Origin of the sequence: Arenimonas sp. (assembly GCF_044348765.1) — a bacterium.
In the GTDB taxonomy this organism is placed as follows: domain Bacteria; phylum Pseudomonadota; class Gammaproteobacteria; order Xanthomonadales; family Xanthomonadaceae; genus Arenimonas.
Window position 1 is genome coordinate 37935 of the sequence record NZ_JBIKSE010000007.1, and the last position, 23670, is coordinate 61604.

At 59.2% G+C, this 23670-nt stretch carries 16 protein-coding genes and 1 tRNA gene; 10 read left to right on the forward strand and 7 right to left on the reverse strand.

Annotated features, from left to right (window positions below; translation table 11 throughout):
* Positions 1-34: 34 nt before the first annotated feature.
* A complete protein-coding gene (locus ACIQ0Q_RS02410) occupies positions 35-937 on the reverse strand; it encodes a family 16 glycosylhydrolase (protein ID WP_395771352.1) in 903 nt (300 codons plus the stop codon).
* Positions 938-971: 34 nt separating this feature from the next.
* Positions 972-2606 carry a sugar MFS transporter gene (locus ACIQ0Q_RS02415; RefSeq protein ID WP_395771353.1) on the reverse strand — a complete coding sequence of 545 codons (1635 nt, stop codon included), beginning with the start codon at positions 2604-2606 and terminating at the stop codon, positions 972-974.
* Positions 2607-2708: 102 nt separating this feature from the next.
* On the opposite strand from ACIQ0Q_RS02415, the gene ACIQ0Q_RS02420 reads away from it, so the two are divergent.
* The 6 genes from ACIQ0Q_RS02420 (at position 2709) to ACIQ0Q_RS02445 (ending at position 13807) form a co-directional block, all read left to right on the forward strand.
* Positions 2709-5468 carry a TonB-dependent receptor gene (locus ACIQ0Q_RS02420; protein WP_395771354.1) on the forward strand — a complete coding sequence of 920 codons (2760 nt, stop codon included), beginning with the start codon at positions 2709-2711 and terminating at the stop codon, positions 5466-5468.
* Positions 5469-5525: 57 nt separating this feature from the next.
* Positions 5526-8051, forward strand: a complete 2526-nt coding sequence (locus ACIQ0Q_RS02425; protein ID WP_395771355.1) for a glycoside hydrolase family 3 protein — start codon at positions 5526-5528, stop codon at positions 8049-8051.
* The gene (locus ACIQ0Q_RS02430) at positions 8044-9147 is read left to right on the forward strand and encodes a LacI family DNA-binding transcriptional regulator (protein ID WP_395771356.1); all 1104 of its coding nucleotides are present in this window, start codon (positions 8044-8046) and stop codon (positions 9145-9147) included. The genes ACIQ0Q_RS02425 and ACIQ0Q_RS02430 overlap by 8 nt, the downstream gene beginning before the upstream one ends.
* A gap of 94 nt (positions 9148-9241) precedes the next feature.
* Positions 9242-10960, forward strand: a complete 1719-nt coding sequence (locus tag ACIQ0Q_RS02435; protein WP_395771357.1) for an ArnT family glycosyltransferase — start codon at positions 9242-9244, stop codon at positions 10958-10960.
* A 16-nt stretch (positions 10961-10976) separates the two neighbouring features.
* Positions 10977-12356 (forward strand): Trk system potassium transporter TrkA, encoded by a 1380-nt coding sequence (trkA, locus tag ACIQ0Q_RS02440; RefSeq protein ID WP_395771358.1) that lies wholly within the window; start codon positions 10977-10979, stop codon positions 12354-12356.
* Positions 12353-13807, forward strand: a complete 1455-nt coding sequence (locus ACIQ0Q_RS02445) for a TrkH family potassium uptake protein (RefSeq protein WP_395771359.1) — start codon at positions 12353-12355, stop codon at positions 13805-13807. The genes trkA and ACIQ0Q_RS02445 overlap by 4 nt, the downstream gene beginning before the upstream one ends.
* An 87-nt stretch (positions 13808-13894) precedes the next feature.
* Here ACIQ0Q_RS02445 and ACIQ0Q_RS02450 read toward each other — a convergent pair whose 3' ends face one another.
* Genes ACIQ0Q_RS02450 through ACIQ0Q_RS02465 form a run of 4 tightly spaced genes read right to left on the reverse strand, consistent with a single transcriptional unit; the run spans position 13895 to position 17019 of the window.
* The gene (locus tag ACIQ0Q_RS02450) at positions 13895-14107 is read right to left on the reverse strand and encodes an antibiotic biosynthesis monooxygenase family protein (protein ID WP_395771360.1); all 213 of its coding nucleotides are present in this window, start codon (positions 14105-14107) and stop codon (positions 13895-13897) included.
* 14 nt (positions 14108-14121) lie between these two features.
* Complete coding sequence (locus ACIQ0Q_RS02455; protein ID WP_395771361.1) at positions 14122-15615, reverse strand: PH domain-containing protein; 1494 nt, start codon at positions 15613-15615, stop codon at positions 14122-14124.
* Positions 15596-16093, reverse strand: coding sequence for a PH domain-containing protein (locus ACIQ0Q_RS02460; RefSeq protein WP_395771362.1), 498 nt, complete (start codon positions 16091-16093; stop codon positions 15596-15598). The genes ACIQ0Q_RS02455 and ACIQ0Q_RS02460 overlap by 20 nt, the downstream gene beginning before the upstream one ends.
* Positions 16090-17019 (reverse strand): lipid A biosynthesis lauroyl acyltransferase, encoded by a 930-nt coding sequence (locus ACIQ0Q_RS02465; protein WP_395771363.1) that lies wholly within the window; start codon positions 17017-17019, stop codon positions 16090-16092. The genes ACIQ0Q_RS02460 and ACIQ0Q_RS02465 overlap by 4 nt, the downstream gene beginning before the upstream one ends.
* Positions 17020-17087: 68 nt before the next feature.
* Here ACIQ0Q_RS02465 and dtd point away from each other — a divergent pair, with 68 nt between their 5' ends.
* The 4 genes from dtd to ACIQ0Q_RS02485 all read left to right on the forward strand — a co-directional run bounded on the left by dtd (position 17088) and on the right by ACIQ0Q_RS02485 (position 22743).
* Positions 17088-17525: a D-aminoacyl-tRNA deacylase gene (gene dtd, locus ACIQ0Q_RS02470; protein ID WP_395771364.1), complete on the forward strand. Its 438-nt coding sequence runs from the start codon at positions 17088-17090 to the stop codon at positions 17523-17525.
* Between the two features lie 87 nt (positions 17526-17612).
* Positions 17613-19442 carry an RNA polymerase sigma factor RpoD gene (rpoD, locus tag ACIQ0Q_RS02475; RefSeq protein ID WP_395771365.1) on the forward strand — a complete coding sequence of 610 codons (1830 nt, stop codon included), beginning with the start codon at positions 17613-17615 and terminating at the stop codon, positions 19440-19442.
* A 275-nt stretch (positions 19443-19717) separates the two neighbouring features.
* Positions 19718-22543, forward strand: a complete 2826-nt coding sequence (locus ACIQ0Q_RS02480) for a putative Ig domain-containing protein (protein ID WP_395771366.1) — start codon at positions 19718-19720, stop codon at positions 22541-22543.
* Between the two features lie 124 nt (positions 22544-22667).
* Positions 22668-22743, forward strand: a tRNA-Ile gene (locus ACIQ0Q_RS02485).
* A 43-nt stretch (positions 22744-22786) separates the two neighbouring features.
* Here the strand turns inward: ACIQ0Q_RS02485 and ACIQ0Q_RS02490 are convergent.
* Positions 22787-23446 carry an outer membrane protein gene (locus ACIQ0Q_RS02490; RefSeq protein ID WP_395771367.1) on the reverse strand — a complete coding sequence of 220 codons (660 nt, stop codon included), beginning with the start codon at positions 23444-23446 and terminating at the stop codon, positions 22787-22789.
* Positions 23447-23670 lie beyond the last annotated feature (224 nt).

Sequence of the window (23670 nt, forward strand, 5' to 3'; positions counted from 1 at the left end):
TCAGGGCCGCTACGGAAAACGAAGCGACCCTCTCTCAGGGTTTATTGCGGCCATATACGCGGACCCAGTCCACAACCATGGCGATATCGCCTTGCCTGATCCGTTCAACCGTGCTGGCAGGGATGCCTGAATAGGGCACTTCGATGCCATTGGTCTTGAATGGATAGGCGCCGCCCACGGCGAAATTCAGGATCACGAACTTGGGTGTGTCGAAGCTCCATTTCCCGTAATGCTCTGCCATTTTACGGGTAACGCGATAGGTGAGTTTGCCATCCACCAGGAAGCGTATCTGGTCAGACGTCCATTCCACCGCATATTCATGCCACTGGGTGGCATCGGTTTCCGGCGGAAAGAAATGCTTGTTGACCAGCGGGGTATCGCCAAAATATCCCTCACCGTGCAAGGCAACGCCAGTCCAGTCGGCCTCACCCACATATTCCATGATGTCGATTTCACCGGTATCGGGCCATTTGCCGTTGCCCAGTAGCCAGAAGGCCGGCCAGACGCCGATCGCGTCGGGCATCTTGATGCGCGCGGCCGCGCGGCCATAGGTGAATTCAAACTTGCCGCGCGTATCGATTCGGCCCGAAACGAAATCTACCTTACGTCCATCCGGCGTTTCGAAACCCTTCCAGTACATAGGCTGCAGGGCGAGCGCCCCGCCATCAGCACCGGCTGTTTCGCTAATAGCCATGAAGCGGATGGTTTCAGGCGCGTCGATATAGACTTGCTGCTCGTTGTTCACCCAGAAATCCGGGCCGATGACATTCCATTTCGACCGGTCGAGCTGGCCGGAATTGAACTCATCCGCAAACAGCAGATCCCCATCCTGCCACGTCTGCGCCTGCGCCGCGGGGGGCGCAGGCTCTGTTGAGGTCCGGCAGTGTGCCAGATCCGGGCCTACCACCAGAATGACGGTCAACAGCAGCAAGCGCATATCGTAATTGTCCGGTTTGCAGGTGGCAGAGGATTCAGGCCACCGCCGGCTTGCGCGCATAGATGCCAAAACCGGCGATGATGGCATAGCAGGCTGCAGGCAGTACGAGCGCAAAAGAAAGGCTGTCGCTAACATCTGCAATGACGCCAGTGAGAAGCGGGATCACCGCTCCACCGAAAATGGCGACATTAATGATGCCGGATCCATCCGCAGCCCGGCTACCCAGCTTTTCGCACGCGAGGCTGAAAATGGTCGGGAACATGATCGCATTCATCAGGCCAATCGCCAGCAGGCTGTAGCCTGACAGCATGCCGGTGCTGTTGGTCGATAGAGCGATCAGGGCGATAGCACCTACGGCCACGCATGCCAGCACTTTTCCCGGACTCACCATGCGCAGCACTACCGATCCGATAAATCGGCCGACCATCGCGCCGCCCCAATACAGGCCGATCAGTTTGCCCGCCGCCTGTTCCTGCAGACCCATGACACCGGGCTGCATCAGGTAATTCACGATCAGCGAACCAATCGATACTTCGGCGCCAACATAAAGGAAAATGCATAGCGCGCCGAAGCCGAAGCGAGGGCGCTTGAGAAGATCGGCGCCGCCAAGCCCGGAGCTGGGCTCATGCCGTTCACCCTGCAGCTTGTCGCGGAACACCCAGACCACGGCGGCCACCAGCGCCAACGCTATGGCAATGCCGACATAGCCATTCACGATCGCCTGGCTTTCCGCCACGCGATAGGCGTCCAGTTCAGCGCCCGATAATTGATCTGCACTCAGGGACGCCAGGCTTCCGAGGATAAGGATGGAACCGGCAATCGGAAAAACGGTCGTGCCAAGCGAGTTGAAGGCCTGGGCGAACGTCAGTCGGCTATGGGACGTGGAAGACGGGCCGAGCAGGGAAATGAGCGGGTTTGAAACCACCTGGACCAGCACCACGCCGCTTGCCAGCACAAACAGGGCGAAGAGGAATAGCTCATAGGTCGCCGTCTGCGATGCAGGAATGAATAGCAGGCAGCCGAACAGCATAGTCACGAGGCCTGCAACCGCGCCGCGCATGTAGCCGATCTTCTTGACCAGTTTGGCGCCGGGAATACCGATCACCAGATAGGCGGTGAAGAAGCAGAACTGCACCAGCATGGCCTGCGTATAGTTCAGCGTGAACAATTCCTTCAGCTTGGGGATGATGACATCGTTAAGCGAGGTGATGCCGCCGAAAATGAAGAACAAGGCGAAGACGAATCCCTGCAATCCGGGCGCATGGATGGGCGCGCCGTCTTCCTTCACCGGTGAAGGATCCGCGCTGCTCGAAATGCCGGGTGTCACTGCCATATTCTCTCTCCCCGCGCGCCCTTGATTCATGCGGTACGCGCTCGTCGTGGTGGTTGGTGTGCCCTTGGTCCGCCGTCGGCTAAAAATAAAGACTCTAGGGCGGCCTTTTGCAAGACAATGACAGCCATTGATAGCGATGTCAATATCCCCGGCGGGCCTTGCAGGGGCTAATGCTCGGCCATTAGAAGTCCAAATAAAGTCATTAATAACAACAATATATATTGTATAGCGGATCGAGATGGCGCCGGCCTGATAGCTGCAGCCAAGGGGGGGTGTTTCGGCCGAAGCGGTGCCGTTGTTGACATCGTTGTCATAAATCGGTAAATTTCCGTTCAATCGGCCTCATGCCGGTCTGCGACACCTACAGAAAAAACCGGATGGCCATGGCCTATAGGCATGCCAAGCCGATAACGAAACCGAATTGATGGAGAGAGGGTTATGAATTCCAGTCTACGAACCATCCTGTCGGCGGTACTGATGCTTGCATCGGTGCTGTTCACGCAGGCACATGCTCAGGAGAAGAAAGCCGCGGAAACCGCTGCCGCCAGTGACGATGCCAAGGCCAAAGTGGCGGCTGCCGGCAAGGAAACGCCGCAGGTGCTGGAAGAGGTCACGGTAACCGCCACCAAATTCGAAACCACTCTGATGCAGACGCCCTTGGCGGTTTCCGCATTCACCCAAGACACGCTCGACCGCCAAGGTGTGCAGGACGTCCGCGATCTCGGCAATCTGGTGCCTAACATGCAGGTCGGGTTCTCGCCCTCCGATTCCGGCGTGCAGGTCGTGGTGCGCGGTATCACCTCCAACAATTTCACCGAACTCGGCGATCCCACCGTCGGCATCCACATCGACGGCAGCTACACCCCGCGACCGCAGAACGGTTTGGCATTGATGCATGACGTCGAGCGCGTGGAAGTCCTGCGTGGGCCGCAGGGCACCCTGTTTGGCCGCAACTCCACCGCCGGTTCCATCAATATCATCTCCGCACGCCCGGTCACCGATCAGGTCTTCGGCGGCGGCGACATCGAATTCGGCAACAACAACCACAAGCTGATGCGCGGCATGTTCAATGTGCCAATCAACGACTGGATCGCGCTGCGCGGTTCGTTCATGGTCGACAAGACCGACAGCTACATCGACCAGCGCATGGACACCTTCGACCTGAACTGGGATACCAACAGTGACGGCATCTTCAACGGTCCGAACGACGTACCGGCCGATGGCATCGTCAATACCGACCAGCGCCGCAACCACCGCGTCGAGGATTCCGACGCCTATGGCAACTCCAACCGCTGGGCCGGCCGCCTGAGTCTGGGCATGAAGCCGACCGAAGATATCGATTGGCTGCTGACCTTCGACCGCTACCGCGATCAGGGCGCTGGTATGATTTCGCTGAAGGACTGCGAAAAAGCCAAAGGCACCTTCTTCGAATGCGACCAGCCGCAGTTCTCGGCCAACATCAATGTGCCGGGCGAGCTGAACATGACCATCGACACCTGGCGTTCCGAGTTCAAGTGGCAGGCCGCCGATGACATTCTGGTCGAGCATCGCATCGCCTACTCCGAGGAAACCCGTTCCCAGGCCTATGATGGTGACGGCGGCGCCTTTGCCGATCCGGACCATCCGGCCTATGGCATCAACCGCGTCTGCTGCGGCGGCTTCGGCTTCCTGATCCGCGATCAGCAGGCCATCATCGATGCCGGTTTTGCGCCGTATGCCCTGTTTCCGTTCGAAGACCTGCAGCTAACCACGCGCTACTCCAACTACGATTCGCTGACTAGCGAACTGCAGATCAAGTCTTCCGGCGATGGCCCGCTGAAGTGGGTACTTGGTGCGTTCTACCTGCAGGAAAAAAACAACATTCGTTTCGACGTTGAAATTCCGTTCTGCTGCTCTGCCGGCATTCCGCTGGCACAGTCCTTCGTGCAGCCGGACCGCCGCGTCGAGTCGGAAGCGCTTTTCGGCCAGCTCGATTACCAGGTAAACGACAAGCTCAACTTCACCGCCGGTTACCGCTACAGCTGGGACAAGAAGAGCGATAAAGGCGGCTCGAATCACGAAACTATAGGCTACTGGGTCAACCCGGGACTTTTTGGTGGAAGCTTCTGGTATGAGAGCTGGGGCTTGATCGGCATTGTTCCGTATTGGTCTACCTCCGGCGAGCTTTACCAGGCCGGCAATCTGAACAACAGCATGGGCTCGTTGGCGGAAGACTTCATCGACCGCGTGCCCGGCACTGACAACACCTTCTCGGCCAAGTGGAGCAAGGGCACCTGGCGTCTCGGCGCCGATTATGAGCTCAACGAAAACTGGTTCTTGTACGGCTACGCCGCCACCGGTTACAAGGCCGGCGGTTTCGGCGATAAGGTCAACGTCTGCGATTGCGAGGGCGGCCTGACCGCATTCGCCTACGAGCCGGAAGAAACCACCACCATCGAAGCTGGCTTCAAGGCCCGCCTCGCCGATGGCAAACTGAATCTGCTCGGCAACGTGTTCTTCACCCAATACGACAACATGCAGCGTACCACCTGGGCCGTCGTCGGCAAGTCGCAGGTCAGCAACCGCGACATCGGTACTTTGCTGACCACCAATATCGCGGAAGCAGAAGTGAAGGGTTTGGAAATCGAGTTCGACTGGCTGCCGTGGAAAGGCGGTCGCGTATACGGCTGGTTCACCTACCTGGATGCCACCATCACCAAGTTTCCGGGTGCTGAAGACGGCTGGTTCTGTTTCGAACGCGCTTACCTCGGCCTATCCGAATGCGCCCCGGAAGATCCGTCCCAGGTCCGCCCGGACAACAGCCTACGCCGCCCGGCCGACTACCGCGGCAAGAAACTGCCTTGGTCGCCGGAATTCTCCACCACCATCACCATGGAGCATACCTTCGCGCTCGATTCCGCCAAATTCGGCGAAGGCAAGCTGCTGATTCCGAACGTGTCGATGCACTGGCAGAGCGAAATGTTCTTCGCCGACAACAATTTCGACGAAGGTCCGTTCCACAGCGGCCAGCGCGCATTCGCCACCTTCAACGCATCACTGCGTCTGGTGGATACCATGGATGGCTGGAGCTCCGAGCTGTACATCTATAATCTGACCGATAAACTGGTCCGTCAGTGGGCCGATCCGGGTCCGGGTTACATGAAGGCCAGCTTCTTCCCGCCGCGTTCCTACGGGATCAAGTTCCACAAAGATTTCTGATCGTCATCCGTGTAACCGGACGCTTCGGCGTCCGGTTACACCGGGTTGGAGCACACGATGAACAAGCGATTGACCGCAGCCGTATGTCTGGCTGCGCTGATGACGGCACCGATCTACGGCATGCCGCAGGACACCGGAAACACCGCCAATTGGCAACCCATACCCAACCCCGTACCGGCCGATCCGGCGCTCGAAAAACGCATTGACGGCATCCTCGCCGCAATGACGCTCGAGCAGAAAGTCGGCCAGATGATCCAGGCCGAAATCCGCAGCGCCACGCCGACGGATGTCCGCAAATATGCGCTCGGTTCGGTCCTGAACGGCGGCGGTTCGTTCCCGCAGACCAACAAGCAGGCCAAGCCGGGCGATTGGCTGGTACTCGCTGATGCCTACCATGATGCCGCTGTGGATGTCGGCGGCACCCGCATTCCGGTGCTCTGGGGCACCGATGCCGTGCACGGCCACAATAATGTTTTCGGTGCCACGCTGTTTCCGCACAATCTTGGGCTGGGCGCCGCCAATGATCCGGCTCTGGTCGAGGCCATCGGCGTAGCGACCGCGGAAGAAGTCGCCGCAACCGGCATCGGCTGGGTATTCGCACCGACTGTGGCGGTGGCCAGTGATTTTCGCTGGGGTCGCACGTACGAAAGCTATTCGGAAAATCCCGATATCGTCAAATCGCTTGGGACGGCCCTGGTGAACGGACTGCAGGGTCGGGCCGGCAGCGCCGACTTCCTCCGCCACAACCGCGTCATCGCCACCACCAAGCATTTCATCGGTGATGGCGCAACCGCCGACGGCGTCGATCAGGGTGATGTCCGGATCAGTGAGGCCGAACTCGCCGCCGTGCATGGTGCCGGTTACCGCGGCACGCTCGGCGCCGGTGCACAGACGGTGATGGTTTCGTTCAACAGCTGGCAGGGCAAGAAGCTGCACGGCCATGAGTATCTGCTCAATCAGGTATTGAAAGGACGTCTGGGTTTCGACGGTGTCGTGGTCAGCGACTGGAACGGCATCGGCCAGGTATCCGGTTGTTCGAATGCGGATTGCGTTCCTGCGGTCCTGGCCGGCATTGATCTGTTCATGGTGCCGGAAGAATGGAAAGCCTTCCATGGCAATCTTCTGGCAGCCGTGAAACGCGGGCAGGTGCCTGCAGCACGCATCGATGATGCGGTGCGCCGCATCCTGCGGGTGAAGCTGCGTGCCGGTCTGCTGGATGCGCCACGTCCGTCGCAGCGTCTGGCCGTGCATCCGGCGAAACCGGTCGGTGCCGCCGAGCACCGTGCCCTGGCGCGCCGTGCCGTGCGCGAATCCCTGGTGCTGCTGAAAAACAACAAGGGTCTGCTGCCGCTGAAAACCGACATGCATGTCTTGGTCGCCGGTGATGGCGCCGATGACATCGCCCGTCAATCCGGTGGCTGGACGCTGACCTGGCAGGGCACCGGCAACAGCAATGCCGACTTCCCCGGCGCGACTTCGATCTACAAAGGCATCGCCGATGCCCTGCAGGCACGCGGCAGTATCGAGCGCAGTCTGGACGGCAACTTCAAAACCAAACCGGATGCCGCCATCGTGATCATCGGCGAAGAGCCCTATGCCGAAGGCCAGGGTGACCGCCGCGATCTCAACCAGGCGCGCGCCCGGCCGGCCGATCTGGCGCTGTTGAAGAAATTCAAAGCCCAAGGCATCCCGGTGGTCACCGTGCTGCTGAGTGGCCGTCCGCTCTGGACCAATCCGGAACTCAACCAATCCGATGCTTTCGTGGCGGCGTGGTTGCCGGGCTCGGAAGGCTCAGGTATCGCCGATGTGCTGTTCCGCAAAGCCGACGGTGGTATTGCCTATGACTTCATCGGCCGTCTCCCCTTCCGTTGGCCGGCTGAACCGCTGCAGGCACGGGTCATCCGCGATGCCAGCGCCCCCCAGCCCCTGTTCCCCGTCGGATACGGACTGAACTATGCCAAGCCATCAGCGCTTGCCGATGATCTGCCCGAATTCGGTGCCGCCGAAGCCGTCACCGCCGCCTCCGAAATTATCCTGTTCGAACGCGGCCCGGTGGCACCCTGGAAACTTTCACTCGGCGACAAAGGTGGCTGGAGCCTGCCGGTGACCGGCAACACCACCACCTCCGCCAATGGCGCGGTCACGGTCAGTTCTTTCGACCGTAAAGTCCAGGAAGACTCGCGGCGGGTGGTGTGGAACGGCAGCGGCGTCGGACAGGTGTTCCTGAACAGCACTTCGCCGCAGGATCTGACGGCCCTGCGTAAAGCTGGCGGGGCACTGGTCATCGATATGATGCTTGAATCGCGACCGACCCAGCCGGTAGAATTACGCATCGATTGTGGCTATCCCTGCGGCGCCAAAGGCAACCTCAGTGACGTCTTCAAGCGCGCACCCCTGAATACCTGGTTCTCGCTGAGCATGGATCTTTACTGTTTTGAAAAAGCCGGCGCCGACCTCAAACGTGTGGATACCGGCATGCTGATCGCCACCTCCGGAAAGCTGTCGCTGGGCATCACCGGCGTGCGCATGGTGCCAGGCATGGCCGGCAAAGCCGTCATTCGTTGTGAACCACCCCGTGAATAAATTCAAGCCCCGGAAATCAGCCAAGGTCGCCACACAAAGCGGTAAGCGCAGCCTGTCAGCCGCTGCGCCGGCCGATGCGCCGCGTCCGGGCCGTCCGACCATCGGTGATGTCGCAGCGCTGGCTGGGGTATCGATCAAGACCGTCTCACGCGTGTTCAACAACGAGCCCAATGTCGCGCCAGCCACCCGCTCGCTGGTGCAGACTGCCATCACCGCACTCGGTTACAGCCCGAACCACTCGGCCCGCAGTCTAGCCGCCCGTGAATCGCTGACGCTCGGACTGCTTTACGACAACCCGAGCCCTAATTACATCCATCAGGTCCAGCGCGGCGCGCTGCAGTCCTGTCAGGAGGCCGGTTACGATCTGCTGCTGCACCCCTGCGAGTTCGGCAACAAAAGCATCAGCGACGAGATCATCAATCTGCACCGACAGGGCCGCTTCGATGGCGTCATTCTGACCCCCCCGCTGTCCGACATGGCCGCCGCCGTGGATGCACTGGTGGCCGCCGGCGTGCCGGTGGTGGCAATCGCGCCGGCGGAAATCCGAGACGATATCCTGCAGGTGGTGACCGACGATGAACGCACCTGCGTGGCGATGACGCGCGCGCTGTATGCACTCGGTCACCGTCGCATTGCATTCATCGCCGGACATCCGGATCACCGCGCGGTCGGTCTGCGTCTGGAGGGTTACCGTGCTGCACTGCGGGAACTCGGCCTGCCGTCGCGCGAAGACTACGTGGTGCAGGGCTACAACTCATTCGAGTCGGGCGAGGTCGCCGGTGCAGCGCTTCTGGCGCTGCCGCAGCCGCCTACCGCGATTTTCGCCGCTAACGACGATATGGCCGCTGGAGTAATGCGCATCGCGCATAAATTTGGCGTCAGCGTTCCCAGCAACCTGTCGGTGGTCGGCTTCGATGATATCCCGCTGGCCAGCCAGGTTTGGCCGGCCCTGAGTACGGTGCGTCAACCGATCGAAGCTATGGCGGCGAATGCGGTGCAACTGCTCATCGCTAAACTCCGCGAGCAGCCGGATATTCCGGTGGAAGTGATGATTCGCTCCGAGCTGGTCCTGCGGGAAACAACCAGCGCGCTCTGAGTGTCGGTGGCAACCAGCTCGGCATGCACCGGACACTGCGGTATCCTAGGCACATCGGCGCGCCGCGCCTTGACTCCCCGGGAGAAGGACATCGATGTCTGAAGTCCGCAACATGTCGACGATGCTGTCTGATAAATCTGTCTGGTGGTTTTTCGCCATCGCGTTCGTGGTGCTGTTTGCCGGCTATGGCCTGCGCGATCCCTGGCCGGCCGACGAGCCGCGCTTCGTGCTGGTGGCCAAGCAAATGGTGGAGTCCGGCAACTGGCTGTTTCCGCACCGCGGCATCGAGCTGTATCCCGATAAACCGCCGGTCTATTTCTGGCTGTTGGCCTTGTCGTATTTCCTGATCGGCAGCTGGCGCTGGAGTTTCCTGTTGCCCTCCCTGCTGTCGGGCATGGCGGTATTGTGGCTAGTCTACGATCTCGGGCGCCGCCTGTGGCAGCCACGTGCCGGTTTGTGGGCGGCGGCGGCCATCCTGGTGTCGCTGCAGTTCATGTATCAATTCAAGCGTGCCCAGATCGATCCGACGCTGGTCCTGATGACCACGGCCTCGTTCTATCTCATTGCACGGCATGTGCTGCTAGAGCGTGACTGGCGTCTGCTCTGCGGCGGCTTCGCCTTGGCCGGCCTGGGTGTAATCACTAAAGGCGTCGGTTTCCTGCCATTGCTGGCGCTGCTGCCCTTGGTGGCTTACCGGCATTGGCAATGCGCGCCGATGACAGCGGCACAGTGCGGCGACGGCTGGCGTTGGCTGGCGGCCGTCGGATGTTTCCTGCTTCCGATTGGACTCTGGCTATCGTCCATCATCTATCTGGGTCTGAATTCGGGCAACCCAGAGCATGCCGAATACCTCAATAACATCCTGTTCAAGCAGACCGCCGAACGTTATACCAATCCTTGGCATCATTATGAACCGTTCTGGTACTTCGCAGAAATCATTACCTTATTCTGGTTGCCGTTCTCGCTGAGTTGGTTCTGGCTGCTGAAGCCGTGGCGTACCGCATTTTCCGAACGCGATCTGCGCGTGCTGTTTCCGCTGGTGTGGGGTGCGCTGGTGGTGCTGTTTTTCAGCATCAGTTCCGGTAAGCGCGACATGTACATCCTGCCGGCACTGCCGGCTTTCGCCTTGGCGGCGGCGCCCTACCTGCAGGGTCTCAGTGAACGCCGCGGTTTCCGCCTCGCGTTGCTGGCATTCGTGCTCATGCTCGGTCTGATCTTCACCGGGCTTGGCATCGCCGCCTTGAGCGGGCAAGCCGGCTTTGTCGAAACGCTGGTCAGTCAACGCGGCCTCGGTGCCGAGGTCCGCTGGCTGTGGTGGATGCTGGTGGTCTGCGGTGGTATCACTCTGTTGGTTGGTCTGTGGGCGCGAACGCGGCACGTCTTAGCGGCTGTTGCTATCAGTCTGAGCGTGCTCTGGCTCGGCTACGGCTTTGTCGCGCATCCGGTGCTGGATGCCAGTAGCTCCGCGCGCAAGCTGATGCAGCAGGCTTTTACGCAGGCCGGACCGGGAACGGAGATCGGCTTGGTGGCCTGGAAGGAGCAGAATCTGCTGCAGGCCCGTGGTCGCGTCACCGAGTTCGGATTTCGGCAGCCCCATGCCGTGCAACTCGCGCGTGGCATGGCCTGGATGCAGCAAAGTCCGAAAACCCGGCTGCTGCTGGTGCATGAAAACAAGGAATTGGCCTGCATCGATTACGGCGGGCCGGGCACGCTCGCGATGGATAAGGCCAACCGCCGCAGCTGGTGGCTGGTCAATATCACGGCGGTTACAGCCTGCGCCGATGTAAGGACTCCGTTATCATGGACGCCATGAACGCAGGGAAGTTGCCATGAAAATCCTCATTCTCGGCGCCGGCCAGGTCGGCAGCTCGGTAGCGGCAGCGCTGTCGGTTGAAGACCAGAACGACATCACCGTGGTTGACAGTAACTCACTACGCCTGCGCGAGCTCACCGAAAAGCTCGATATCCGCGCCGTTGCGGGCCATGCCTCGTTGCCCAGCGTGCTGGCCCAGGCCGGACTCGACGAAGCCGAACTCCTGGTGGCGGTCACGTCATCCGATGAGGTCAACATCATCGCCTGCCAGATCGCCGCCCAGCAGCCAAATGCGCCCACGCGCGTGGCACGCCTGCGCGAACTCGAATATCTGGCGCTGGCCAAACAGGGGCTCGGTGGCGAAGCCGCGGTCACTGCCGCCATCAGTCCGGAAGATCTGGTCTGCCGGCATGTGGAACGTTTGATTGCTACCCCCGGGGCTTTGCAGGTGCTGGATTTCGCCGAAGGCCGTGCCCAGCTAGTCGCGGTGCGCGCCCTGCATGGAGGCGCTCTGGTCGGCCATGAAATCCGTGAACTGCGCCGACATCTGCCGCAGGGCATGGACGTGCGTGTGGCCGCCATCTTCCGTAAAGGAAAGGCGGTCAAGCCCGAGGGTATCACCGTCATCGAGGCCGGCGACGAAGTGTTCTTCCTCGCCCACCAGAACGCCATTAAAGCGATGATGAGCGAGTTCCGTTCGGCCGATAAACGCCTGACCAAGCGCATCTTCATTTCCGGCGGTGGCGGCATCGGCCGGCGCCTGGCACGCTCGCTGGAAAAACGCTATTCAGTGAAAGTGCTCGAGCGCTCGCGTGAGCGCGCCCGCAGCATCGCCGAGGATCTGCTCAACACCATCGTACTGGTCGGCGACTGCGCCGATGAGGATCTGCTGCGCGAAGAGAACATCGACCAGACCGATGTATACTGCGCGCTCACCAACGACGATGAAGCCAATATCCTATCGGCTATGTTGGCCAAGCGCCTGGGCTGTCCGCGCGTGGTCGCGCTGATCAACCGTGCGTCCTACGCCGAGCTGGTCGAAGGCAGCACCATCGACATCGCCATCAGCCCGCAGTCGGTCACCCTTAGCGCTCTGCTTTCGCACATCCGCGAAGGCGCGCCCGAGCGCGTGTACTCGCTGCGCCGTGGCGCCGCCGAAGCCATCGAGGTGGTGGTACGCGGCGACCGCCGCAGTTCACGCGTGATTGGCCGTGAACTCGATGAACTGGCGCTGCCGGACTCGACCACCATCGGCGGCATCGTGCGCGGCGATGAGCTGCTGATCGCGCATCACGACATCGTGATCGAGCCGGGCGATCACATCATCCTGTTCGTCGCTGACAAGCGCGATCTGCCGGTGGTCATCGCTCTGTTCAAAGAGATGGACTGGCGTTGAGCAATCGTGCCGGTGCCATGCTGCGGGTGTTCGGCGCGGTCACCGCGCTGTCCTCGTTGATCATTCTGCCGTCGCTGTTGTTGGCCGCCTTGTGGAATGAGTCGACGGCATTACCGTTCCTGGAGGCGATGCTGCCGACATCGGTAATCGGAGCCGTGCTCTGGTACGCGTTCCGCAATAGTTACTATGAGCTGCGTCTGCGCGATGGCTTCCTGATCACGGCCGGCATCTGGATCATCGCCAGCTTGGTCACTGCGGTGCCGTTCTATCTGGCGCTGCCGCAGCTAAGCTATACCGATGCCGTGTTCGAGGCGACTTCCGGCTTGACCACCACCGGTGCCACGGTGTTGACCGGCCTGGATAATCTACCGAAGAGCCTGCTGTTTTTCCGTTCCTCGCTCAACTTCTTCGGCGGTATGGGTATCGTGATTCTCGCCATCGCTGTGCTGCCGATGCTCAAAATCGGCGGCATGCATCTGTTCAAGGCCGAAAGCACCGGTCCGGTGAAGGACAACAAACTGACCCCGCGCATCGCCGAAACCGCACGGACGCTGTGGGTTGTGTATCTGGGACTGAACGTGCTGTGTGCGCTGGCCTATTGGTTTGCCGGCATGAACCTGTTTGATGCGGTCAATCACGCGATGACCACCGTGGCCACCGCTGGCTTCTCCACCCACGATGCCAGCTTCGGCTACTGGGACAATGCACTGATCGAAGGCATCGCCATCGTATTCATGCTTTTGGGCGCGGTCAGTTTCAGCCTGCACTGGTATGCCTGGCGTGCGGCCACGGTCAGTCACTATCAGGCCAGCAGTGAGCTGCGGGTGTTCGCCATGATGGTGGCGGTGGTTGTATTCATCGTCACCGTCTACCTTCTGCTCTCAGGCGAGATTACCGGGTTCGACCAATCCCTGCGCCATGCCGCATTCCAGACCGTATCGCATCTGACCACGACCGGTTATGCCAGCACCGGTTTCGCGCATTGGCCGGGCATGCTGCCGATTCTGATGATCATGCTCGCCTTCATCGGTGGCTGCTCGGGCTCCACCGCCGGCGGCATGAAGGTGGCGCGGGTACAATTGGTCGTGCAGCAAGGATCGCGTGAATTGAAGCAGCTGGTGCATCCGAAAGCGCAGTTTCTGGTGACCATGGGCGGCAAGCGTGTTTCGGAAAGCGTGGTGATTTCGGTAGCCGGCTTCTGCGCCCTCTACATCAGCCTGTATTTAGTGCTGGTACTGCTGCTGTCCGCCGATGGATTGGACCTGACCACGGCGTTTTCGGCAGCGGCTTCCTGTCTGAATAATCTCGGCCCGGGCCTGGGGCAGGTCGCACTCCATTTTCAGGTGCTCAGCGATTTCTCGACCTGGCTGATGAGTTTCGCCATGCTGGTCGGCCGCTTGGAAATCTTCACCATCCTGGTGCTGTTCATTCCGTCGTTCTGGCAGGAATGATGGCTTTCAGTCTTTGCTCCGGTACTGGCGCGTAATCCGTGCGACCTGCACCGAATAGGATTCATACCAACGCTCACGGCCGGTCTGCTACGCCAGAAGGTGCTCGGGATGATTGCGCCAGCGGCGGATGCTTTCTTCATCCGGCCAGTACGATAGCGCGACTTCTTCGGCGCCTTCACTGACGGCATGGAATTCGATGCATCCGAATTCGGCAATCGCCAGTTCACGCATGCGTGCCGCGACCCGCACATATTCATCATCGAGTTTCCGGATACGCGCCCGGAAAATGACCATGACCATTTGGGCTTCTCCATTCACCTAGCAATCGCCGCTGAAACTTCATGGTGCAGCGCCACCGCCTCATCGAACGGCAGATAGCGAACGGCCAGCGCCGGTTCGCCCATGCCCGCATTCACCGTATCGCAGAACACCGTGGCCATGCCGTGCCGGCGGTCGAACGGCGATTGCTTCAGGTAAACCGCCTGCACTTTGCGCGTTTGCGCAAAGCGCCAGTGCTTGCCGATCCAGCCTTCGCGCACTGCAATCAAACCATTGGCATGCGCATAGCCCGCGTGCCGCGCCCAGATTTTCGACTGCACATACAGCCACGGAATACCGAGCAGCGGCAGCAATCCGTAGTACCCGAACCAGAACACACACACCGCGCTGATCGGCAACAGGAAAAACGCCGGCACTTTGAACCGACGCTGCCAGGCGTTCGGATGCAGCGGCAGCCATTCGGTCACCGGCCAGGAGCCCTCCGGCAAAACCCTTCCGATGATGTGCGCGATGCCGGCATCGTCGGCAATCGGGGCCAGCGCCCAATGCGATTCCAGCTGTTCGTGCTTCTGGTTGCTGCCGGCGGCGGCATCCACCTGCAGCGCGTAGCGTTTGAAACGGCGCTGCAACCAGCCTTGTTTCAATGTCCAAGCCTGGATGCGATCACGGGGTAAGGAGCCGTTGAAGCGACTCAACAGACCGCGGGTAATCGACAGGCGGTGTGCATCGCTACTGAGCACGAAGCCGTGGTAATGCAGCAGCGCCTGCAGTATTGATATCAGACGCAGCAAGGTGAATGCCGCCAGCAGCACTAACATGCCGCCCAGCACATAGGCCATCGGGCCGTTACCGAGGTCGTCGCGATGCGCCATCAGCCAGCTACCGACATGTTCGAAAAGCGCTTGCGGCAGTTTCCAGTTCAATTGATAGGCGCCACCGATGCCGGCCGCCACCAGCAGCATGCCTTTGTTCGAGATCAGGCCGAGTTTGAGCAGTTCCCGGGTCGGCAATTGCAGCAGTACCTGGTCTTCGGCCGCGGATGCTTCGGCATCAGCCGAACTTACGGGCAGTTCCGAACTGCGGATGATGCCTTGCAGGGCCTGCGCTTCGGCGAAGCCGAGGACACGCATGCGGCCTTCTTCCTTGTCTTCGCCGCCGCCGGTTTCCAGGCGTACTTCCGCCACGTTCATCAGCCGGTGCAGCAGCCCTTGATGCAGGGTCACGTTTTGGATGCGGGTGAACGCGATATCGCGCACGGTTTTGTGCAGCAGGCCCGAGCGGATCACGATACGGTCGCCGCCGATGCGGTAACGGAAGCTGTAATAACGCGCCACCGCCAGCGGCACCATCACCCCAACGCCGAGCAGACCCCACAGTTCATAGCGGTCGCCCTGCCCGGTAAACAGAAGGATGAGAATCGGCACAATGAACTGCCGCAGCACATTGAACAGTTCGAACAGCCACGACAGCGGATGCAGCCGCTGTTCGGGAATGGCTTCCACCACAGCCTCAGAGGGCGCTGTCGTCACGGCGGCGTTCCGGAATCAGTGCGTCGCGCAGATCGGTGGCGGTCTGCAGGCTGAAGCCCTGCTGTTTCAGGGCGTGGCTTTCGGTACCGGCGGTGTGGATCACCAGCGTGGCCAGTCCGCGCGAACGCTCCATCGGGCCGTTGTGGATGTCCAGATGCTGCACCCGCGAACGCGGAATGAAAATTTCCTGCTGCCACCAGCGGCCTTTGCGCAGACGGAAGCCGGCATCATCCAGACGCCAGCGCGTGCACTGCCAGCGGTTACGTCCGAAAGAAATGCCAAGCACCAGACAAAGGGCGGTCACCGGCAGGGTAATGGCCAGACCGGACCAGCCGGGTATCAGCGTCATCGGCACAACCGTAGCCGGCGCAATCGGAATCAGGAACGGTAGCAGTCCGAACCAGAACATCAGGGGTTTGGCGGCCGGCTCCAGGCCCTGCCAGCCTTCGGCATCCAAATCATTCAATACAGTGTTCATGTGTAGGGATTCTTCTCGTTCGGGTCTTGGCGGATGCTAAAGCGTTTGTAGGTCCATTGGTACTGCCGGAAGTCACGGGTGGCAATCGCCGCCACGCGCCGGTTCATGGCGGTCAGCGCCACCTGCAGATCGGGCTCGTGCAGGGCCGGCTCCTCGGCCTCGAACACGACATTGAAGCCCGCGCCGCTGCGTTCGGTGTAGGCAAACACCACCGGTGTGCCCGCGCGTTGCGCCAGTTTTGCAATCAGGCTCAGGGTCAGTGCCGGGCGGCCGAAGAAAGAAATGAATTCACCGCCGCCCTTGCGCGGTTGCTGGTCCGGGGTGATGCCGACCACTTCACCGTTCTGCAGGGCGCGCAGCAGGGGCCGCATGCCGGTGGTTTCGGCCGGTACCAGCTGTACATTGGCGCCGCTGCGGGCCTTATTCAGAAAACGCTCTAGCCCGGCTTTATCGGGCGCTTTAAAGACCAGGCTGAACGGACCGCGCGCGGCCATGAATTCAATCAGCAATTCCCAGTTGCCGTAGTGCGGCACCGCCAGCAAGACACCGCGGCCCTGCGCCAAAGCCGTCTGCAGGTGGTGTTCACCCTGCACCTGCTGCACCAGGCGCAGCACCCGCGCCCGCGGCCGGGTCCAGATGGCCAGGGTTTCCATCAGGCTCTGGCCCATCGAGCGCATCAGCGCGCGGGTCATGTTTTCCCGGGCGGCATCGTCGATGTCCGGGTGGATCAGGACCAGATTGCGGCGGGCGATGCGGGTTTCGCGGCTGTCCAGACGGTAGGCCAGCCCGCCGAACGCCACGCCCAACGCGCGCAGCGCGGGCATCGGCAGCAGGCCGATCAGGCGTGCAAAAGCATACAGAAGGGTGCCAAACCAGGCGAAACGGATCATCGGCTCAGTGTAACGGATTCCCCCTTTTGCGGACATTTGCGGAACTTTTCGGTAAGGTTATGGTCTAACTGTCACGCATACTGCAACTCCGGTCCGAATAACGCATGATTGCCCTTATCCAGCGCGTCAAACAGGCCAGTGTGGCGGTGCAGGGCGAAACCATCGGCGCCATCGGCACCGGTCTGCTGGTCTTGGTGGCGGTGCAGCCCGGCGATACCGAAGCATCCATTGAACGCATGGCCGAACGCCTGTTGGCTTACCGCGTGTTCAGTGATGCCGAAGGCCGGATGAATCTGTCGGTGCAGGCCGTGGCCGGTGGGGTCCTGCTGGTCAGCCAGTTCACCCTGGCTGCCGATACCCGTTCCGGTCTGCGCCCGAGTTTTACCTCGGCCGCGCCGCCGGAACAGGCCTTGGCCGGTTTTAATGCTCTGGTCGAGGCCGTCCGTCGCCGGCATGGTCCGGTCGCCACCGGCCGCTTCGGCGCCGACATGCAAGTCAGCCTGGTCAACGACGGTCCGGTGACCTTCTGGCTGGAAACATAAGTCAATTCGATTCAATAAGTTACTAAGAAAAGCCGACCCTCTGTTATAATAATCGGTTCCCCCTCACCTCTGGCTAGACGAGCGCATATGACCACCCCACGCAATATCAAATCGGAAATCGAGGAACTCATCGCCAAGGGCGTGGATCAGGGCTACCTGACACTGGCCGACGTCAACGACCACCTGCCGGAAGATCTGATCGATGCCGACGAGATGGAAAACATCATCGGCATGATTAACGACATGGGCATCGTGGTGCACGAGTCGGCCCCGGACATCGAAGCGCTCCTGTTGTCGGGCCGCAGCGTTGGCAGCAGCGTCGACGTGGTCGCCGCCGAAGAAGCCGTGGCCGTGCTGTCCTCGCTCGAGAACGAAGCCGGCCGCACCACCGACCCGGTGCGCATGTACATGCGCGAAATGGGTTCGGTCGACCTGCTCACCCGCGAAGGTGAAATCGTCATTGCCAAGCGCATCGAAGAAGGCCTGAACAAGCTGCACACCGGTCTGGCCAATTTTCCGTGGATCGCCCAGCAGATTCTGTCCGATTACGAAGAACACAAGGCCGGCCGCAAGCGCCTGTCGGAAGTGGTCATCGGCTTCCTCGATCTGGAAGGCGACGAGCCGGAACTGCCGCCGGTGGTGGAAGCGGTCGAGGTCGAAGACGATGCCGATGGCGAAACTGCTGCGGTTGAAACCGGCCCGGATCCGCTGGAAGTAGCGCGCCGGATGGAGCTGCTGGCCGCTCTGACCGTGAAATTCCACAAAGCCGTCGACAAGTTCGGCCTGGAAAACAGCAAGTCGCAGAAGCTGCGTCTGGCCATCGCCGATGAGGTGCTGCGCCTGAAATTCCCGCTGGTGCAGACCGATTCCCTGCTCGGTCGTCTGCGTGAAGTAATCGGTGAAATCCGCCGCCACGAAGCCGCGGTGCTGAAACTGTCGGTGGATGCCGCCAAGATGCCACGCAAGGATTTCATCAAGGCCTGGAAAGGCAGCGAGACCGATCTGAAGTGGGCGGAAACCGTGATTGGCCGCAAACAGAAGTGGTCTTCGGGTATCCGCGAACACAAAGACGCCATCATCGCGCAGCAGGAAATACTGGTCGCCATCGAGAAGGAACTGTTCGCGCCACTGGCTGAAATCAAGCGCGCCAACGATGAAATGCGCTACGGCGAGGAGATGGCGCGCAAGGCCAAGAAGGAAATGGTCGAGGCCAACCTGCGCCTGGTCATCTCGATCGCCAAGAAATACACCAACCGCGGCCTGCAGTTCCTCGACCTGATCCAGGAAGGCAACATCGGCCTGATGAAAGCGGTCGACAAGTTTGAATACAAACGCGGTTACAAGTTCTCGACCTACGCCACCTGGTGGATCCGCCAGGCTATCACCCGTTCGATCGCTGATCAGGCGCGCACCATCCGCATTCCGGTGCACATGATCGAAACCATCAACAAGCTCAACCGCATTTCGCGCCAGATGCTGCAGGAAATGGGCCGCGAGGCCTCGCCGGAAGAACTGGCCAAAGCCATGGAAATGCCGGAAGACAAGATCCGCAAGGTGATGAAGATCGCCAAGGAGCCGATTTCGCTAGCCACCCCGATCGGCGACGACGAGGATTCACACCTGGGCGATTTCATCGAAGACAGCAACATCGAGTCGCCGATGGAAAATGCCACTAACATCGGTCTGCGTGAAGCGGTCAATTCCGTGTTGGCCGGTCTCACTCCGCGGGAAGCGAAAGTGCTGCGCATGCGTTTCGGCATCGACATGAACACCGACCATACCTTGGAAGAAGTCGGCAAGCAGTTCGACGTGACTCGCGAGCGTATCCGCCAGATCGAAGCCAAGGCCCTGCGCAAGCTGCGTCATCCCTCGCGCGCCGACATCATGCGTTCCTTCCTCGACTCGGATAATCCATGATTGCTTAATGGTTCAGCGAGATTCAAGGCACTTAAAAAACCTACAACTTCGCTTGTAGGTTTTTTATTTAAGTGTATTTTCGGTGCTGGCGAGTTTACAAAATGGCACACTTTATTCTTCAAGTTTACAAAAATGGCACAATTCAATGTGCCGATTTGAAGTTATTTCGCATGCAAAGATAAGATTCTGTCCCGCAATGTCAATAGTAAAGCATTGCGTTCTGGGATAATTAGGCGTGCTAAACAATACCTATTAACTTTTCGAATTAAAACTATATGAAAAATATCAAGCACTCCTTGCTGGGCTTGTTCTCCTTATTAATTCTTATGACAGGCCTCGGTGTTGGTAGCCATGCTTATGCCCAGAGTAAAACAGTTAATGGGATAACTATTTCAGACGTGAGTATCACGCAAGCCATGCGTGGTGTTTCCTACACTTATAATCTTAGCAACACGACCTCAGGTCCGACTGCTGGAGACGCTCCCTACACATATGCTCTTGTTTCTGGAGCGCTTCCGTCCGGGTTTGTGATTTCGTCAAACGGCATCGTATCTGGAGTCAACTGTACGAACGTTAATGGCAATAATACATTCGGAGTGAGAGTGACATCAGCACAGGGTGTCGTTGCTAATTTTACAGGCGGCAACTCTTTGAGTATTCAGATGACAGCTGGCCCCAGCGGCACTTGTGCATCGACATTGAGTTTGCCCGGCGCATCAACCACATGGCCTCTTAATACAGCTTATTCGAGTGCAATAATCGCAACGGGTGGTAATGGCAATTATACCTATAGTGTTTTTAGTGGGATTCTGCCGACAGGATTAACATTGAATGCCAATGGCAGCATAAGCGGCACCCCAACAGTTGTTGGAACCTACACCTTTCGCGCACAAGTTGTTGATTCTGCCGGCGCGAATGGTGTTGCAAACTACACAATCGAAATTACAGATGTGGGTGTGCTAAGTATTGGACCGGGCAGCATGCCGGAGGGAACGGTGGGTGCTGCCTATGCTAATCAGACCATGTTCGCAATCGGTGGTGATGGTGCGGGTCCATATACCTATGAGGTGACGGCCGGAATGCTGCCGATCGATGTGACCTTAACCACTGGTGGCGAGCTGTCGGGAACTCCGACTGTTGCCGGCAACTATACCTTTACTATCACTGGCACTGACACGACGGGCGGTGCTACCGATAGTGTTACCAATACCCTATTAATATCTTCGGCTATTGTCGATATTGGTCCTGCCACTTTGTCGGGTGGCACCAGCGGCAGTTCGTATAGCCAGTTACTGACCCCGACCGGTGGTACCGGTCCGTACACCTGTTCGATCACAGCCGGCGCGTTGCCGGGCGGCATCAGACTGACCAGCAATACACTGATTGGCGCGCCGACCGCGGCGGGGGCGTACAACTTCACCGTGGAATGCGTTGATAGCTTCGGCAACAGCGGCACGACGGATTACAGCCTGACCATCACAGCCGGGAATGTGCTGACCATCGGTCCGGCCAGCATGCCGGCGGGGACCGTGGGTGCTACTTATGCCAATCAGACCCTGACCGCCACCGGCGGTGATGGCGTGGGTCCGTATACCTATGCGGTGACGGCCGGCACGTTGCCGACCGGCCTGACGTTGACGACCGGTGGTCAGCTGTCGGGAACCCCGACGGCCGCCGGTACCTATACCTTTACTGTTAAAGGCACCGATAGCACCGGTGGTGACTTCGGCAGCAAGCAGTACACGATTGTTGTTGCACCCCCGGTCGCTTTGACTGTCGGCCCGGCAACCATCGCAGCCCCTGAAGTCGGCATGGCGTATTCCACCAATCTTACAACGACAGGCGGTACCGGTCCGTATCAGTACACCCTGACGGGTGGCAGTCTGCCCGTCGGGCTGAATATGAATAGCGCCGGACTGATTACAGGAATACCGACGACCCCGGGCACCTACACATTCACGGTAACCTCTAAAGATATCTATGGTGCTATCGGTACCCGTACCTATACGCTGGTCATTCGCGTGGATCCCACCCGTGATGAGTCCGTCAAGCAAACGATTGCCGCACAGTTGGATGCCAGCGGCCGTTTTGCCGGAGCTCAGATGATGAACATCCGTGATCGTCTGCGCGAGATCCGTCAAACGCCGGAAGCTCATGAAGGTTGCAGTCTCGGCCTGAATGTTTCCAACGCGGGTTCTGCAGAAGGTCAGTCCGGTAGGATTGCTATTGAGTCTGAAGAGGCTTGCCAAGGCGTGTCGGTGTGGAGCATGGGTTCGGTGACCTTGTCCGATAGCAGTCTGGGTGGCAGCAACCTGCAGACCGATGGCATAACCCTGGGTATTGACCGCCGGATTACGGATTCCATGGTGCTTGGTGCAACCGTCGGTTACGCAAGCACCGGCTACAATCTGAGATCGGTTCAAAGCGAGCTTGATGCAGATCAGCAGTCCTTCAGTTTTTATGGTGCATATCGCAATGATGAGGGCATTTACCTCGATGGCATCATTGGCATGGGCGCGCTTGGCTTCGATGTCCGCCGCTGGAGTGCTCCCGATGCGGGCTATGCATTAGCCAGTCGTGACGGTGACCAATGGTATGCCTCGCTGCTGTTCGGTTACGAGTTCAGAAAAGACACGGTTCAATATGGCGCGTACCTACGTTACGATCGCACTGAATCCAGTTTGGACGGCTATGCAGAGTCTGGCATCACTACCAACGCATTCGACTTCGGTGGCCAGGATGTAACGAATGACACCTTTGCGATTGGTTTTGAAGGTAGTTATTACGGCGATGCATTCAGCCGATATGCGCGTCCGTTCTGGAATATTGAGGCGCGCAATCGCTCGCAGTCAGATAGCACCGTATCCATCAACTACCTCAATTCACCGGTTGTGAATGATTTCATTCTGGAAACACCGGGCTGGAGTGATTGGGATGCTCTGCTGGGCGTGGGTTTCGACTCCGATCTGGGAATGCGCTGGGGTCTGAGCTTCATGTACCAGAACAGCTTCAATAGTTTGATGGGTAATGATGCCTCCTTGGGCCTGCGTCTGATGTACCGTCCGGCATTGCTGAACGAGGTTGTGCCCGGCGGTAAATGAGTTGTTGCCTAACGTATGTACCGGAGGCCGGCAATCCCTGATTGCTGGCCTCTGTCTTTGTATGGGTAAGGTAATGGCCGAGGGCTTGTTGAGAAAATACTGTAAAATTGGCCTGACTTCTTGCGGGCCTATAGCTCAGCGGTTAGAGCAGGGGACTCATAATCCCTTGGTCCTAGGTTCAAATCCTAGTGGGCCCACCAAACAAAACCCCGCCTGAAGGCGGGGTTTTTTTTGGCTAGGCCATTAAAACTGCCAACCTAAAGCCACGGTTGCCGCCCAAGGTTGGTAGTCGGCGCGAATCTCGCCAAAGGCACCGTCTTCGCTTTCCAATCGCACCGATGATGCCGTCAGATAACGCAGTCCGGCATCCATGAAGAAACGCTCGCCGAGCCGGTAGCGTGCCCCGAACAGCAGTTGCAACGCACTATCCGAACCGCTGTAGGAGCGTTCGATGCCATTGTTCTCGAAATCAATATCCACCTCGTTGAGCATTACAACGCCGGCGCCGAGGTAGGTAGTGGTGTGCTTAGAGCCGAACAAATCGAAATCATAGAGGGCATTGAGCGCAAGCCCGGTTGAGGCATAGTCACCTTTTCCAACCGGTGCCGGCGGCAACAGCCCGGGGTCCTTGGCATCGACGCTTTGATAGATGAACTCGCCTTCCACCCGCCAGCCAGAGGGAAAGCCATAGCCCAATGCTGCGCCAGCCAAGCCACCAGAAGAAAGTCGGCTGTTCGCCGTCTGAGGGTTGCCGTTCCCGGTAAAGTCCAAAGCTTGATCGGATTGCGACGCTACACCGAAAATGGCGGTTGTGTACCAGCCGCCTTCGTTGGCATAGACGCTTTCAGGCGCCGATGCCAGCGCCAGCAGGGTCAGGGCGCAGGGTATTTTGAAAAGATTCATACGGGGTCCTCAGGTTTTGATTGAGCGGGCAGGATGCCTCGCCTTTTTATTCTAAATTTTGCTAATCGGTAGTTTGTGAAGAAAAACAAGCAATTGCATGAGTGGCTTGTTTCTTGCACCAAAGGCAGACGAGGGCATCGACACATTCACGCAGCCGTAACGTAAAATCAGTCCATGTTCATCATGTCCTTGCGTCGTCAGGTGGTTTATTTGACCTTGTGCCT

Excerpts from the sequence above, each read along its gene's own strand:
- ACIQ0Q_RS02410 (WP_395771352.1), bottom strand. The coding sequence starts at position 937 with ATGCGCTTGCTGCTGTTGACCGTCATTCTGGTGGTAGGCCCGGATCTG.
- ACIQ0Q_RS02420 (WP_395771354.1), top strand. The coding sequence starts at position 2,709 with ATGAATTCCAGTCTACGAACCATCCTGTCGGCGGTACTGATGCTTGCA.
- ACIQ0Q_RS02425 (WP_395771355.1), top strand. The coding sequence starts at position 5,526 with ATGAACAAGCGATTGACCGCAGCCGTATGTCTGGCTGCGCTGATGACG.
- ACIQ0Q_RS02435 (WP_395771357.1), top strand. The coding sequence starts at position 9,242 with ATGTCTGAAGTCCGCAACATGTCGACGATGCTGTCTGATAAATCTGTC.
- trkA (WP_395771358.1), top strand. The coding sequence starts at position 10,977 with ATGAAAATCCTCATTCTCGGCGCCGGCCAGGTCGGCAGCTCGGTAGCG.
- ACIQ0Q_RS02450 (WP_395771360.1), bottom strand. The coding sequence starts at position 14,107 with ATGGTCATGGTCATTTTCCGGGCGCGTATCCGGAAACTCGATGATGAA.
- ACIQ0Q_RS02460 (WP_395771362.1), bottom strand. The coding sequence starts at position 16,093 with ATGAACACTGTATTGAATGATTTGGATGCCGAAGGCTGGCAGGGCCTG.
- ACIQ0Q_RS02465 (WP_395771363.1), bottom strand. The coding sequence starts at position 17,019 with ATGTCCGCAAAAGGGGGAATCCGTTACACTGAGCCGATGATCCGTTTC.
- dtd (WP_395771364.1), top strand. The coding sequence starts at position 17,088 with ATGATTGCCCTTATCCAGCGCGTCAAACAGGCCAGTGTGGCGGTGCAG.
- rpoD (WP_395771365.1), top strand. The coding sequence starts at position 17,613 with ATGACCACCCCACGCAATATCAAATCGGAAATCGAGGAACTCATCGCC.
- ACIQ0Q_RS02480 (WP_395771366.1), top strand. The coding sequence starts at position 19,718 with ATGAAAAATATCAAGCACTCCTTGCTGGGCTTGTTCTCCTTATTAATT.
- ACIQ0Q_RS02490 (WP_395771367.1), bottom strand. The coding sequence starts at position 23,446 with ATGAATCTTTTCAAAATACCCTGCGCCCTGACCCTGCTGGCGCTGGCA.